At 65.2% G+C, this 13,790-nt stretch carries 9 protein-coding genes; 3 read left to right on the top strand and 6 right to left on the bottom strand.

Features of this window, described 5'->3' with window-relative positions:
• Positions 1–125 precede the first annotated feature (125 nt).
• Genes C7411_RS20835 through C7411_RS20825 form a run of 3 tightly spaced genes read right to left on the bottom strand, consistent with a single transcriptional unit; the run spans position 126 to position 6,289 of the window.
• Complete coding sequence (locus C7411_RS20835; RefSeq protein WP_110385946.1) at positions 126–2,630, bottom strand: glycosyltransferase family 4 protein; 2,505 nt, start codon at positions 2,628–2,630, stop codon at positions 126–128.
• On the bottom strand, positions 2,627–4,093 hold the full coding sequence (locus C7411_RS20830; protein ID WP_110385945.1) for a flippase: 1,467 nt from the start codon (positions 4,091–4,093) through the stop codon (positions 2,627–2,629). Before C7411_RS20830 ends, C7411_RS20835 begins: the two co-directional genes overlap by 4 nt.
• A gap of 30 nt (positions 4,094–4,123) precedes the next feature.
• Positions 4,124–6,289 carry an NHL repeat-containing protein gene (locus C7411_RS20825; protein ID WP_110385960.1) on the bottom strand — a complete coding sequence of 722 codons (2,166 nt, stop codon included), beginning with the start codon at positions 6,287–6,289 and terminating at the stop codon, positions 4,124–4,126.
• Between the two features lie 399 nt (positions 6,290–6,688).
• On the opposite strand from C7411_RS20825, the gene C7411_RS20820 reads away from it, so the two are divergent.
• From C7411_RS20820 to C7411_RS20810, 3 genes are read left to right on the top strand one after another with little or no spacing between them, the layout of a single operon-like run.
• Positions 6,689–7,783, top strand: coding sequence for an acyltransferase family protein (locus C7411_RS20820; protein ID WP_110385944.1), 1,095 nt, complete (start codon positions 6,689–6,691; stop codon positions 7,781–7,783).
• A 37-nt stretch (positions 7,784–7,820) separates the two neighbouring features.
• Positions 7,821–8,864 (top strand): GDP-mannose 4,6-dehydratase, encoded by a 1,044-nt coding sequence (gmd, locus tag C7411_RS20815; protein ID WP_110385943.1) that lies wholly within the window; start codon positions 7,821–7,823, stop codon positions 8,862–8,864.
• The gene (locus C7411_RS20810; RefSeq protein WP_110385942.1) at positions 8,851–9,807 is read left to right on the top strand and encodes a GDP-mannose 4,6-dehydratase; all 957 of its coding nucleotides are present in this window, start codon (positions 8,851–8,853) and stop codon (positions 9,805–9,807) included. Before gmd ends, C7411_RS20810 begins: the two co-directional genes overlap by 14 nt.
• An 82-nt stretch (positions 9,808–9,889) precedes the next feature.
• Here the strand turns inward: C7411_RS20810 and C7411_RS20805 are convergent, their stop codons facing one another.
• Genes C7411_RS20805 through C7411_RS20795 form a run of 3 tightly spaced genes read right to left on the bottom strand, consistent with a single transcriptional unit; the run spans position 9,890 to position 13,790 of the window.
• On the bottom strand, positions 9,890–11,047 hold the full coding sequence (locus C7411_RS20805) for a glycosyltransferase family 4 protein (RefSeq protein ID WP_110385941.1): 1,158 nt from the start codon (positions 11,045–11,047) through the stop codon (positions 9,890–9,892).
• A gap of 32 nt (positions 11,048–11,079) precedes the next feature.
• Complete coding sequence (locus C7411_RS20800; RefSeq protein WP_110385940.1) at positions 11,080–12,300, bottom strand: glycosyltransferase family 4 protein; 1,221 nt, start codon at positions 12,298–12,300, stop codon at positions 11,080–11,082.
• Positions 12,297–13,790 (bottom strand): glucose-6-phosphate isomerase, encoded by a 1,494-nt coding sequence (locus C7411_RS20795; protein WP_110385939.1) that lies wholly within the window; start codon positions 13,788–13,790, stop codon positions 12,297–12,299. The genes C7411_RS20800 and C7411_RS20795 overlap by 4 nt, the downstream gene beginning before the upstream one ends.

Below are 13,790 nucleotides of genomic sequence, written 5' to 3'. Positions count from 1 at the left end.
TGAGCGGCTTTCTTTGCCTACTTTCTTTGCCGCCGCAAAGAAAGTAGGTGCCGCCCCGCACAGGGGCAACGCCCGCGTCCCGACGCGAATTCAAGGAAAGGCCAAAAAACAGCAATGAGTGGCGATCAAGCGGTGCTACCCCGCTTCCTGAGCCGAGCAACAACACCATCGAGCACACGCTCGACCGCCTCGACATACTGCTGCTTCCCAAACCGCTCCCGCGCGGTAGCAAGCCCATGCGCGGCAAGCGCCTCGCGCAAAGAAGCATCATCGTGCAACCTGGCGATCGTAGCAGCCAGCTCCTTCGCATCGCCCGGCGTACAGAGCAGCCCGCTCTTGCCGTGCTCGACGATCTCCGTCACACCGCCATCGCGCGAAGCAACCACAGGCCGCTGCGCCAGCATCCCCTCAACGACCACACGCCCAAACGGCTCAGGCGTAATGGACGTATGCGCGATCACGTCGACAGCACGCATGCACGCCGCAATGTCATGCCGGAAGCCCAGAAAATGCACCCGCTCCTGCAACCCGTTCGCTTCGACAAACGCACGCAACTCAGCAGCATAGGCATCCTCGCCAAATAGCGGCGCCCCCACAAAAACCGCATGCGCCCGCGGCTCGTCGAGCAACGCTTCAAGCAACACATGCTGGCCTTTCCAGCGCGCGAGCCGGCTAAACGCACCCACGAGGAATGCGTCCCCGGGCAACCCGATCTGAGCCCGCAATTGCGCCTGCGGCACACGCGCAAGCGCACGGAACGGCGCTTCATCCACACCGTTGTGCACGACATCGATGCGCTTCGTGTCGAATCGAGTGAGCTGCGCGAACACCTTCGCCGATGCATGCGAATTGGCGATCACATGCGCGAGTCCCAGCTTCGCGCAACCCTTGATCACGGCGCGCTGCACGCGCCCAAAATGCGCGTCGCTCACGATGTCGCGCAAATGCCAGACCACCGGCTTGCGCGCAAGCTTGCCCGCGAGCACGCCGATCACCATCGCACGCTGCGTGTTGGCGTAAAGCACGTCGGCTTCGCGCGCGCGGCGGCGCGTCTCGCGCACGAGCGCGGCAATGCCCGCTAGCACGCCCAGTCGCGGTGCCGTGCCGCCATCGCGGCGCACGTTGCTCAAAGCGCCCGAATCGAGCACCTCCACGCGCGCGCCGGCTTTGTCGAGCGCCTCCCTGAAGGGTCCGTCGTTGAAGAGCAGCACGTCGATACGCGAGCGCAATCCCTTCACCACTTCCAGCAGCGACAGCTCGGCGCCGCCCAGCACGCCACTCTGGTCGATGGCGAGCACGCGCGGCGCTGGCGTTGCGTCGGCTTCGATCTCGAACGGTGCCGCACCGTGTGCCGAGCCCGCCTGCGCAATCGCCGGCACCGCCGTCGCCACACGCGCGAAAAATTGCTCGCGGAAATGCCGCGAAGAAAAACGCTCGGCGTTCGCGCGGCAATCCTCGGCGCGGAATCGGCCAGGATCGCTTTCGAACGATTCGACGGCCTCGATGATCGCGTCCGCCTTTTGCTCGTCGAAGAACAGGCCCGTGGGGCGCGAACCGGTGTCACGCACCGTTTCGAGTGCGCCGCCCTTGCCAAATGCAATCACGGGTGTGCCGCAAGCCTGCGCCTCGACCACCGAAATGCCGAAGTCTTCTTCCGCTGCGAACACGAACGCCCTGGCGCGCCTCATGCGGTCGTGCAGGACGGCGAACGGCTGATAACCCAGCACTTCCACGTTGGGCGTCGCCTTCGCGCGTACCTTGTTCATGTCGGGGCCGTCGCCGATCACCACGAGGCGCCGCTCGGGCATGCGTGCGAACGCCTCGACGATCAGGTCGATCTTCTTGTACGGCACGAGCCGCGAGGCGGTCAAATAGAAGTCTTCTTTCGTGGTTTCCAGCTCGAACGCGTCGATATCCACGGGCGGATAGACCACTTCCGCCTGGCGCTGATACACCTTCTGAATGCGTCGGGCGATGAACTCCGAGTTGGCGACGAACTGGTCCACCGAATTCGCCGTGCGCACGTCCCAGTTGCGGATGTAGTGCAGGATCAGGCGCGCGAGCATCGACTTCGGCCCGCGCGTGAGGCTCGACTCCTGCAGGTACTGGTGCTGGAGGTCCCATGCATAACGGATCGGCGAATGCACGTAGCTGATATGGAACTGGTCCGGTCCCGTGAGCACGCCCTTGGCCACCGCGTGGCTGCTGGAAATCACCACGTCGTAGCCCGACACGTCGAGCTGCTCGATCGCGAGCGGCATGAACGGCAGGTACGCGCGATAACGCTTGCGCGCGCCAGGCAGCCGCTGGATGAACGAGGTCGTGGCGCGCTTGCCGCGCAGGAACGTGCGGTCCTTCGAATCGACGAAGTCGACGACCGAGAACAGGTCCGCATCCGGAAAGCAGGCAAGGATCTGCTCGAGCACGCGCTCCGCGCCCGCATAGGTCACGAGCCAGTCGTGCACGACGGCCACGCGCGGCGCACGGCCTGCGGCGAGCGCTGGACGCCGTGGCCGCAGCGGCATGACGGCGCCCGTTTCGGGGCGTCGCGGTTTGGCGGCGTCGCGCCGTTGAATGGGCGCGGCGGCGCTTTCGGACGGCGCCGCTTCGTCGATCAGTTCGTGACTCATGCGCTTTTCCGTGAATTCAGGCGAAAGAGAAGGGAACGGGCGTAGCCGCGCAGCATCGGCGTGGTCGCAACCGACCACACCATGTTGGCAAGCGCCAGCACGACACCGGCGCCGATTGCGTACAGCGCGTCCGGCAGCCACCACGCAAGAGCGATCGCAGCGGCGAGAAAACTCAGGTGTGCAAACATATCGACGATGATCGTGCGGCTATGCATGCGCGAAAGCCACAGCAGCACGACATAGTCGAACAGTGCGCGAAACAGCACGGCGGCGGCCGCGCCCGGCAAGCCGAAGCGCGCAATGCCGAGCCACAGCAGACCGGCAAAGAGCGGCAGCTCCACGAGCCCGACGCGCGCGGCGGCGGCAGGATTGTTTTGCGACTGGATGAGAATGCGCGTCACGCCCGCCTGCCCGACGAGCCACACGGCGACGATCAGCACGCGCCCGACCGGCGCGCCATGTCCGGCGATCACGGGCCCGACCCACGCATGCAGGAAGGGCTGCAGCACCACGATCGCGCCGATGGCAATGGGCGTGAACACGGCATTGAGAAACTGCAGCGACTGCGCGGCGATTTCATCGGCATGCTCGCGGCCCAGTGCCGACAGGCGCGGAAACAGCGTGCGCACGAGCGCGTTGGGCACCATGTTCAGGCGCGTGACGAGGTTCTGCGGCACCGTGTAGTACGTGACGAAGCGCGCACCGAGGCCCGCGCCCAGCATCATGCGGTCGAGCGAATCCGCGACCATCGTCGTGATGCTCGCGACCAGCATCCAGCCGCCGAAATTGAAGAGCGCCTTCGAGGTATCGAGGCGCGGCCCGCGCACCTTGCGAATACCGAGCACGCGCAGCGCCGAGCGGCCGAGCAGGATCGCGGCCGCGAGACGCGCGAACACGGCGGCGGCCAGCACGGTCTGCAGATTCGGTTCGTACGCCCAGGCGGCGGCGAGCGGCAGCAACTGGAACAGGAACGTGCCGAGCGTCTGGTTCGTGTTGTAGATGCCGAAGCGCTCCGCGCCGTTGATCGCACCCGCGAACACCCACGAGACGTTCGCCACCGGAATCGCCACGGCGAGCCATGGCAGCGCGAGATAGACTTCGCGCCGCAATTCGGGCGTGACGTGCGTGAAGTACGCGGTATAGAGCGCGCCGCCCGAATAGATCAGCAGGCCGCCAATCGCGCCGGTCGTGAAGTTCAGCCAGAACGCGCTCCAGAACACGCGCTCGCAGGCATCGGCGTCTTTCGACGCGTATGCCTTCGAGATCTGGTTCTGCGCTGCCATGCTCATGCCGAGGTCGAGGACGCTGAAGTAGCCGATCAGGGTCCAGACGAGCGCGATCACGCCGTAGCGCTCCACGCCGAGCAGGCGGATATACGAAGGCACCGTGACGAGCGACACGAAGGTCGGCAGCACGAGACCAAACAGATTGATTGCGACGTTGCGCAGTATTCCTTTATCCATCAGGCATCCAGTTGCGTGGCCCGTAGCGGGTCAGGCCGGTTTCCAGCGGTACATGAGCACCTTGCCGCGCGCGTCTTCCTCGACGAACACGAGGTATTCGCCGTTCGCTTCGCGATGCGCGGTGATCCCGAACGGCACGTCGACCCATCCCGAGGTATTGCCCACTTCGGCACCCGGGCCGAAGGTGCCGATCTCCTTCGCGCTGTCCTTGTCGTACACGTGGACGTTGCCCGCGGGCTCGACCACGAACACGTACTGGCCTTCCACCGTGAGCCCCGCCGGCGTGACAGGCGGTTTCGCTTTCGGGTCCCACGGCAGGCGCAGCACGTAGCGCTGCCCGGGGTGGCCGCTCGACCACTTGTCGTAGCGCACCAGCACGCGCCCCGCTTCCTTCCAGAAGCCGGGATCGTGCGGCGCATCGGCCGTATAGCCCGTCACGTAGAGCGTGTCGGTCTGCGGCTCGTAGATCGCGCGATGCACTTCGGTGAACGGCGCGGGAATCGCGTACTTGTCGAGCTTGTCGTACGAGTAGATCGGGTTGCCCTTCGCGTCGAGCCCGCCAAAGCGGAAGCGCCAGATGCCCTTGTCGTCGCGCGCGCGCCAGATGTCGCCGCCCGTGTCGATCCACCAGCCCCAGCCGCCGGCCAGATGGTCGCGGCCTGGATTGCGCGTGAATTCGTCGGCGTCGAAGGCACCGTTGCCGTTGGCATCGCGCCAGATCCAGTCGCCGCCCGCCGGTACCCTGGGCGCGTTCGGCACGTTCTGCACCCCGCGGCCGCGGCCCGCAATGAAGCCCGAGGGAATCGCCGTCTCGCCGTCGCGCTGCGCATCGAAGCGGTAGATCTTCAGATGGTCCGCGTACATGTCGGTGAGGAACAGGAATGTGTGCCCGTTCAACTCGCGCGCGGTAGGCAGGCCCGGCCACTGGTCGGTGTGAAAGACCGGATCGTCGGGATAGCGGAAACGATTGGACAGGAATCCGACATATTTCCAGTCCTGGCCCGGCGGCTTCGACAAGTCGAGCTCGAAGCGCTTGTTGCCCGTATAGACGCTGTTGGGGCGCTGCGGGTCCACCCACGCGCCATCCACGAACAGCAGGCCTTCCAGGTTCCACAGGCGCTTGCCCGCAGGCGTATAGGCTTCCAGTGTCGCGCCAAGACCGGCGCCGATGCTGTCGTCGTGCTGCGGCCCGACACCATTGGTCGAGACGTAGATGTTCCCGCGCGCATCGGTGCCGACACCCGTGAGGCCGTTGAAGCGGCCAGGCCCCGGCCGGCCCGCGACGCCCGAGAAGATGCCGCCGCGCTCGCCGAGCGCGGCGCTCTGTGTCCACGTCCTGCCGTTGCGCGTGAAAATGAGGATCTGCTGGCGCGGCCCGTTATCGGCGATCAGCAGGCGTTGCTGCGGATCGAACGCGAGATCCACCGCCACCGAATCGTCGGGCAGCGCGAGCGTATCGTCGAGGCGCTTGCCTTCCGCCGAATAGTGCTCGACGCGCGCATGAGCACCACCCGAGCCACTCAGCACCCACACCGACCCGTCGGCTGCGAGCGCGATACGGCCCGGCGCCTGCACATCCCATTGCGTCTTGCGCTGCATCGAGTTCGCGTCGTACACCTCGATGCGGTTCATCGGCGTGTTGCTGACATAGAGCGTCGAGTCCGTCGCGGCGAGCCCGCCAATGTCGGCATGCGTGCCGGCCGGCACTTCGTTGATCTTCAGGAACGATGCGGAAAGCTGCGCATGCGGATTGAGCGGATCGGGCGAAGCCTGAAACGCGGCGGCGCGTTTGGGCTCGTCGAGCGGCCGGCGCGTAATGCCGTACCACTGGCTGCCCTTCGCAGGCCAGATGCCGCTGCCGACGAGATGCCCCTTCTCGTTGCCCACGCCGACCGCCGCATACAGATAGCGATGATTCACGGCCACGGCGTTGCCGCCGGCTCCCCCCCAGCCATGCGTGCCGCCGGCGAAGCCGAGCGGCTTGCCGTCCTGGTACGCGCTGATCTCGGCACCGCTCTCGTCCCACGGCGCGTTGGTGAACACCTTGCCTTCGGGCGTGACGGCGATGGCCGTGACGTTGATCTGCATCCACGTGCCCTGGCCGTTGCCAAAACTGTTGCCGATCCACGAGGTCGTCACATTGAGTTGCGGCGCGGCGATGGTCTGAACCGACGACGTGCAGATAAACGTGCACATCGCGGCCAGTGCCAACGTCCTGCGCAAGCGGCGATCGGGATTCGATAACGGCAAGGCAATTCCTCCGGTCTGGTGACGGCAATCTGCCAGGATCATGCCGTACAAACCGCGTGAAAAATCGCCTCCAAAAAAGGGAAAATAATTCAAAAAAATTCAGTATTTATGACCCGTTTCCGAATGAAACGGAAATAAATTCCAGAATGCGGATGCGAAGCCAACAGGCCTTACTCAGCAAGGCCTAGCCCGATTTTCGGAATGCCATATGCATTTCATATCGCGCAAATTCCCGTATTTAATTTCAAAAATCCATGCCCAATATATTTTGGCTTTTTGAACATTTAATTCTTTCTAGAATGAACCGCGAAGCCATTGTGCATGCATGAATCCACCGGAGAACCGATGACCGTCAGCCGCCCAGTCAGTCAACAAGGCCCCGCCGACCATTCCCACCGCATCGTCCAGCTGGACGGTCTGCGTGCTTTCGCCGTGCTCGCCGTGTTCGCGCAGCACGCGTTGCGCGCCCCGCTGTGGATGGGCGTCGACCTGTTCTTCGTGCTGAGCGGTTTTCTCATCACCGGCATCCTGCTCGAGCGCAAGGCGCGCGGACAATCGTATTTCAGTTACTTCTATGCGCGCCGGGTACGCCGTATCCTGCCGCCTTACGTGCTGCTGCTCATCGTTTCGTCGCTGCTGTTCGGCTTCGGCTGGGCGCACTACTGGCCGTGGTATGCATTCTTCGCCACCAATATCGGCGACGCACTCGGCCAGAGCGGGCACGACAGCCTCAACATCCTCTGGTCGCTCGCCGTAGAAGAGCAGTTCTACATCGTCTGGCCCTTCGTCGTGCTGCTCCTGCCGCAACGGCTCATGGCCGCGGCGGCCGCCGCGCTCATCCTGCTCGTGCCCGTGCTGCGCGCCGTCGCGACGCCGTGGTTCGACTCGTACTGGCCGATCTATTACCTCACGCCGTTCCGCATGGACCTGCTGGCCGCCGGCGCGCTGCTCGCCGTGCTCGTGCGCCGCGACCGCAACGCGCTCGAACCCTTCAAGTGGCCCGCCGCCGTGCTTTTCTTCGCGGCGCTCGGCGTGCTCGCCTGGCTGCACCTGCACTACCCGCGCTTTCGCGCCATGAACACGCCGCTTTCGAACGCGATGCTCTACAGCGTTTCACTCGTGCTCTGCACTTCCATCGTCGTGTTCGCGCTGCAATCGAAAGGCATCGTGCGGCGCCTGCTGTCGAACCCGGTGCTCGTGTATATCGGCACGATCAGCTACACGATCTACCTCATTCACCTCACGATTCTCTATGCCGTGTGGCCGCTCCACTACGGCCGCATCGAGAGCGCCGCGATCGCGCTCGTTCTCACGCTCGCTTATGCAAGCGCGAGCTGGTTCCTCTTCGAGCGCCGCCTCACGCGCGGTCCGCGCCGCCGCTCTGCAGTTGCGCCGGTCGACCTCGCCGCGCGCGTGAGCCAGTCGAGCCCGCAATCGTAATTCCTGAATCCCGTTCGATACTTCAAAGGCACATCACATGAACGAACGTCGCAAAGCGATCATCACCGGTGTTTCCGGCCAGGACGGCGCCTACCTCACGCGCCTGCTGCTCGACAAGGGCTACAACGTCACCGGCACTTATCGCCGCACCAGCTCCGTCAACTTCTGGCGCATGAACGAGCTGGGAATCCTCGACCATCCGTCGCTCGAACTCGTCGAACACGATCTCACGGACGCGGGCTCGACCCTGCGCCTCGTCGAACGCGCGCAAGCGCAGGAGGTCTACAACCTCGCGGCCCAGAGCTTCGTGGGTGTCTCGTTCGACCAGCCCGCCACGACCGCCGAAGTCACCGGCATCGGCGTGCTGAACATGCTCGAAGCGATTCGCGTGGTGAATCCGCAAGCGCGCTTCTATCAGGCTTCGACCTCCGAAATGTTCGGCAAGGTCCAGGCGATTCCGCAATGCGAGGACACGCCGTTCTATCCGCGCAGCCCCTATGGCGTGGCCAAGCTGTTCGCACACTGGTCCACCGTCAACTACCGCGAGTCTTACGACATCTTCGCGACGAGCGGCATTCTCTTCAATCACGAGTCGCCGCTGCGCGGGCGCGAGTTCGTCACGCGCAAGATCACCGACAGCGTCGCCAAGATCAAGCTCGGCAAGCTCAACATGCTCGAGCTCGGCAACCTCGACGCCAAGCGCGACTGGGGCTACGCCTCCGAATACGTCGAAGGCATGTGGCGCATGCTGCAGGCCGACGAACCCGACACCTATGTGCTCGCCACGGGCCGCACCGAAACCGTGCGCGACTTCGTGAAGATGGCTTTCACCGCGGCAGGCATCCAGCTCGAATGGTCGGGCAAGGGCGAGCGCGAAACCGGCATTTGCGTCGCCACGGGCCGCACGCTCGTGCGCGTGAGCCCGCGCTACTACCGCCCCGCCGAAGTCGATCTGCTCATCGGCGACCCGGCCAAAGCGCAGGAAAAACTCGGCTGGAAGCCGCAGACGTCGCTCGAGCAGCTCTGCCAGATGATGGTCACGGCCGACCTTGCGCGCAACGAACGCCATGACACATTCTGATCCCGCTAGCCGTCCGCGCGCGCTCGTCACGGGCATCGGCGGCTTTACGGGCCGCTACATGGCCGCCCGGCTCGCGGCGGACGGCTACCGCGTGTGGGGCACCGTGCGGGCCGGCGAATCGCTGAGCGCGGAAGCCTTCCCGTTCGGCGCCACGGCGATCGAAGCCGACCTGCTCGACCGCGCCGCCCTCGCCCATGCGCTCGAATCCGTGCAGCCCGACGTGGTCGTGCATCTCGCCGCGGTGGCCCACGTGGCCGATAGCGACGTGGCGCGCACCTATGTCGTGAACGTGGTCGGCACGCGCAATCTGCTCGATGCGCTCGCGCAGCAAAAGCACGTGCCGCGCGCCGTCTTGCTGGCGAGCAGTGCGAACGTCTACGGCAACGCCACGAACGGCGTGATCGACGAGCACGTCGAGCCCCAACCCGCCAACGACTACGCGGTCAGCAAGCTCGCGATGGAATACGTCGCGAAGCGCTTTCAGGCGCAATTGCCGATCATCATCGCGCGCCCGTTCAACTACACGGGCGTGGGCCAATCGCCCGACTTCCTGATCCCGAAGATCGTCGAGCACTACGCACGCGGCGCAAAGCAGATTTCGCTCGGCAACCTCCACGTGGCCCGCGACTTCTCCGATGTGCGCGACGTGGTGAACGCCTATGCGCGGCTTGTCGAAGTCGCGCCGCGCGGCGTCACCGTCAACGTCTGCTCGGGCAGCGGCCAGACGCTTGGCGCGCTGCTCGGCATGCTTGCGCGCATCGCCGGCTACGAGATCGAGGTGCACGTCGATCCGCGCTTCGTGCGCGCCAACGAAGTGCGTCAGCTGATCGGATCGAACGCGAAACTGCGCTCCATCGTCGGCGACAGCTCGCGCAAGCATCTGGAGGACACGTTGCGCTGGATGTATGAAGAAGCCCGCGAACGCGTGCCTGAAACGCAATAGCGCGCCGCTTACTGCCTCTCTCTTCTATCGAACAACCGCCACTCTCCCGAGCGGCGGTCTCCTTTTGGCCTGACGGCCCGCGTCAGTGAGCGGCGATGGCTTGCGCGTAAACCGCGGCCACGCGCTTCGCGATCACGGCGTTATCGAAGTGCTCGCGCGCATACGCCTTGCACGCCTCTTCATCCGGCAGCTTGATGCGGCCCGAGAGCGCGCCGTCGATGCCATCGGCGATCGCGTTCGCACCCGTGCTCGGCAGCACGAGATCTTGCGACAGACCCGCCACCGCTTCGGGCAGACCACCCACCGGCGTCACCAGAACCGGCGTGCCGGCGGAAAGCGATTCCACCGTAATCAGGCCGAAGCCCTCCAGCGCAACCGTCGGCACCACGCTCAGCGTGGCCGCGCGATAGAGCGACGGCAGATGTGCGTCGGGCACGAAACCGAGCAGCTTCACGTTGTCGGCCAGTCCTCTTTCGTCGATACGCTGCTGAAGTTCGGACTCCAGACGGCCTCGCCCCGCGATCAGCAGGAGCACGTCCGGGTGGCGTTGCTTGACTACCTTGATCGCGTCGATCAGATCTTCGAGGCCCATGCGGCGCACGAGGCGGCGCACGGCCAGGATGATCGGGCGGCCTTGCGGCAACTGGAGCTTCAGGCGCGCTTCCGCCGTCGTGCAGGCCGGGTCGAAATGCGCCGTATCCACGCAGCCCGGCACGATGCGCACGCGCTCGGGCGAAATGCCGTAGCGGCGCGTGAGGATGTCGCCAAACGCCTTCGACAGCACGATGAGCCGCGAGGAGCGCTCATACACCGACTGCTCCAGCGAGTGCTTGATGCGCTGGCTCAGCGTGGCCGCGCCTTCCACGAGACTTTCGTCGGCCCACGGTCCCTGAAAGTGCGAAACCTGCGGAATGCCGCGCGTGACGTCGAGTCCAGGGAAGGTGTAAAGCGCGAAGTGCGAGGAAATCACGTCGGGACGGTGGCGGCGGATCTCGCTGCGCAGCGCGCGGCGCGCATCCATGAGGCGAAACGGCAACGAGCGCGAAGCGGAGCCGAAGCCGTGAATCGCGCCGCCGCTGTCCTGGGCCACCTTGGGCGAGCCGGCCACGACGCCGCGCACGCGCACGCCCGCGCCGGGCAGCGCGCCGACGAGCGAATAGTACATGCGGTCGAGACCGCCTGCGCGCTCGGGAAACCAGTGCATGCCGATCTGCAGCGACTGAATGGAGTGTGTGGTCATCGCGTGTCCTTTGTTCTGCACGTATGCGGTTATCAGGGGGTTTCTGCGCGCTGGAGCGATTGACCGCCCGGCAGCGTCGCAGCGGCGAACGCGGGTTCTTCGCGGCGCACGGCCTCGCTCGCGTCGCCGGCCAGTTGCCGGTAGAGCGCGATGTACTGCGCGGCCATGCGCGCCCAGCCGAACTGCGTGGCAAGCTCCGCCGCGGCCTCGCCCATCGCGAGGCGGCGCGGCGTGTCGGCGGCGAGCGTTTTCACGGCGTTGGCGAGCGCGGGCACGTCGTCGGGGTCTTCGAGCACGATGCCGCACTCGGGCGTGATGATTTCCGCGCCGCCTGCCGTGCGCGCCGTCACGACGGGCAGGCCCGCCGCCATCGCTTCGAGCAGCGACAGGCTCATCGCTTCGTAGCGCGAAGGAAATACGTAGGTATCGACGGAGCGCATGAGCGTCGGCATCTCGCGCACGAGGCCGAGGAAATGCACGCGAGACTCGATGCCCAGCTCGCGTGCAAGACCGGGATACGGGCTGCCCGGCAGGTAGCCGGCCACAGCCAGATGCACGTTGCCGGGCATCTGCTTGAGCGCGTGCAGCACCGTGCCAAGGTTCTTGCGCGGCGTGCGCAGGTCACCCACGAAGAGCAGCAGGAACGCGTCGGCGGGCAGCGAGAATTTCGCGCGGTCCGCGCTCGCGGTTGAGAAGCCGCGCGTGTCCACGCCGTTGTAGATCACGTCGAGACGCTCCACGGGGTCGCCGCCCGACGCACGGATTTCGTCCGCGACCTTCCGGGAGACTGCGGCGATCACGCGCGAGCGCCGGTATGCCCAGCGCTCCAGCACCGCATTGGCGCGCGTGTAGACGAACTGGTATGCGGACCAGACGCCGCGCGTGAGACCGAACGGGTAATACTTGCTGCGCGCCCAGCCGCCGTGCACGAAGTGCGCGGTGTTGACATCGGCATGCGCCCAGGTGATGAAGCCGTTCACATGCAGCACATCGTATTCGCGCCGGTTGCGGCGCAGCCACAGCGCGCTCTTCAGCGCGAACACCTGCTGGCGCAGCAGGTTGGTGGGCCATGCGCGCGATGGCTGCACGCTCACCCATTTCACCTTGGGATGGGCGAGCAATTCGGGCGCGACATGCGAGGCGACCAGCGTCACCTCGAACCCCTCGTCGAGCGCGGCGCGCGCGATTTCATGATTGACGCGGCCCTGGCCGTCATTGTGACGCACGACATGCGTGACGATTGCGACTCTCAATCGGAGACCTCCGTGGTACGGACATTGGACTGGCGTTGAAGCTTCGTCCAATGTCCCGCGCTGAGAATGGAAAACACGCTCGAAAAGAGCAGCAGGCCGCCGGTGCCCACGAGCGAGTTGGTGAACACGAGCATGGCGAAGATCGAGATCGCGAGGCTCAGGCACGCGCAAACGTAGCGGTCGTCGGACAGACGAAACGATACGCGCACCGCACGCACGAGCAGCCACAGCACACCCGACATATAGAGCAGCGTGCCGGGCCAGCCGAGCACGAACGGAATGTTCATCACGCCACTGTCGAAGCTGCCGTACTGGCCGAGCTGACCGTTGTTGCTGGAGAGCTTCGTCGATGCGCCGGTGGCGCCGAGGCCCTCGCCCGTCACATCCGTGAAGGCTTTTTTCGCGAAGTCGGCATAGAACTGGTTACGCGCCTCGTAGCTCTGGTCGTCCTTCAGGTTCACGAGCGTATTCAGGCGCTGCTGCATGCGGTCGGCCACGGGGCCGAACGTGAGCAGCGGCACGCACACGCCCGCCAGCACGACCGCGCTGATGATGATGCGGATGCGCACCTTGTTGCTCGACTTCATCAACTGGATGACCATGGCGATCGCCCAGCCGCCCCAGGTGGAGCGCACGAGCGAGAGTGCGAACGAGAAGAAGCCGAACGCCGCTGCGATCCAGCGCACGCGATGCTTCGCGGCCATCACGAACACCATCGCGCCCATCATCGCGAACGCGAACGGGCCCGACGAATTCATCGTGCTGAACACGCGCACGCCGAGCGGCACGGGGTCGCCCTGCGAGTTCATGTCCGAGCCGATCATCCACATGGCGTCCCACGGCGGCATGATGAAGAACTGCACGAGACCGTACGCGCCCATCACGAGCATGCCGTAGATAAAGGTGTTGATGATGGTCTTGCTGCACTCGGGATACTGGCGCGTGAGCACCATGATGTGAAAACCGATCAGGAACGGATAGATCCAGTTCGCGAGGTCATAGACCGCCGCGGCCGGGCCGCTTCCCACCACGCCCACCACGAACGCATAGCCGATGCCTAGCAGCGCGAGCAGGAGCGGCAGGCCGCGCCGCTGCCCGAGGATCGGGTAGTAGCGCAGCAGCGAAATGCCGCTGATCATCGTCACGGCGAGCGGCGCGACCTGAATGAGGCTGGTGGGCGTGAAGCCACCCTTGCCGTAGTCGGCCAGACGCCGCACTTCCGGGCTCAGGAACCACAGCCACCACATGAAGCCGATATAGCGCACCGGGTTCACGAAGTAGAGCCAGAAGCCCACTGCGATCGAAAGCACAGGGAACGCGAGCGTGAGCACCGTGCCCTGGTGCGCACCGATCAGCAGCGCCGTGAACACCCACAAGGCGAGCGGCGGCAGTGTATCGCGGCCTAACAGGGTGCGCAGGCCGCCGCGGCGGCGGCCTTGCGGGCTTGCCGGCGCGGGTGCAGGTGCGGGAATAGCGGTCGTGACGTCCAT

Origin of the sequence: Paraburkholderia silvatlantica (assembly GCF_003096715.1) — a bacterium.
In the GTDB taxonomy this organism is placed as follows: Bacteria; Pseudomonadota; Gammaproteobacteria; order Burkholderiales; family Burkholderiaceae; genus Paraburkholderia; species Paraburkholderia silvatlantica.
Note: the sequence above shows the minus strand (reverse complement) of the source record. Positions and strands in the feature narration are given on the sequence as shown.

Coding starts and splice junctions, on each gene's coding strand:
- C7411_RS20825 (WP_110385960.1), bottom strand. CDS start 6,289: ATGTGCACGTTTATCTGCACGTCGTCGGTTCAGACCATCGCCGCGCCG.
- C7411_RS20830 (WP_110385945.1), bottom strand. CDS start 4,093: ATGGATAAAGGAATACTGCGCAACGTCGCAATCAATCTGTTTGGTCTC.
- gmd (WP_110385943.1), top strand. CDS start 7,821: ATGAACGAACGTCGCAAAGCGATCATCACCGGTGTTTCCGGCCAGGAC.
- C7411_RS20820 (WP_110385944.1), top strand. CDS start 6,689: ATGACCGTCAGCCGCCCAGTCAGTCAACAAGGCCCCGCCGACCATTCC.
- C7411_RS20810 (WP_110385942.1), top strand. CDS start 8,851: ATGACACATTCTGATCCCGCTAGCCGTCCGCGCGCGCTCGTCACGGGC.
- C7411_RS20835 (WP_110385946.1), bottom strand. CDS start 2,630: ATGAGTCACGAACTGATCGACGAAGCGGCGCCGTCCGAAAGCGCCGCC.
- C7411_RS20805 (WP_110385941.1), bottom strand. CDS start 11,047: ATGACCACACACTCCATTCAGTCGCTGCAGATCGGCATGCACTGGTTT.
- C7411_RS20795 (WP_110385939.1), bottom strand. CDS start 13,790: ATGGACGTCACGACCGCTATTCCCGCACCTGCACCCGCGCCGGCAAGC.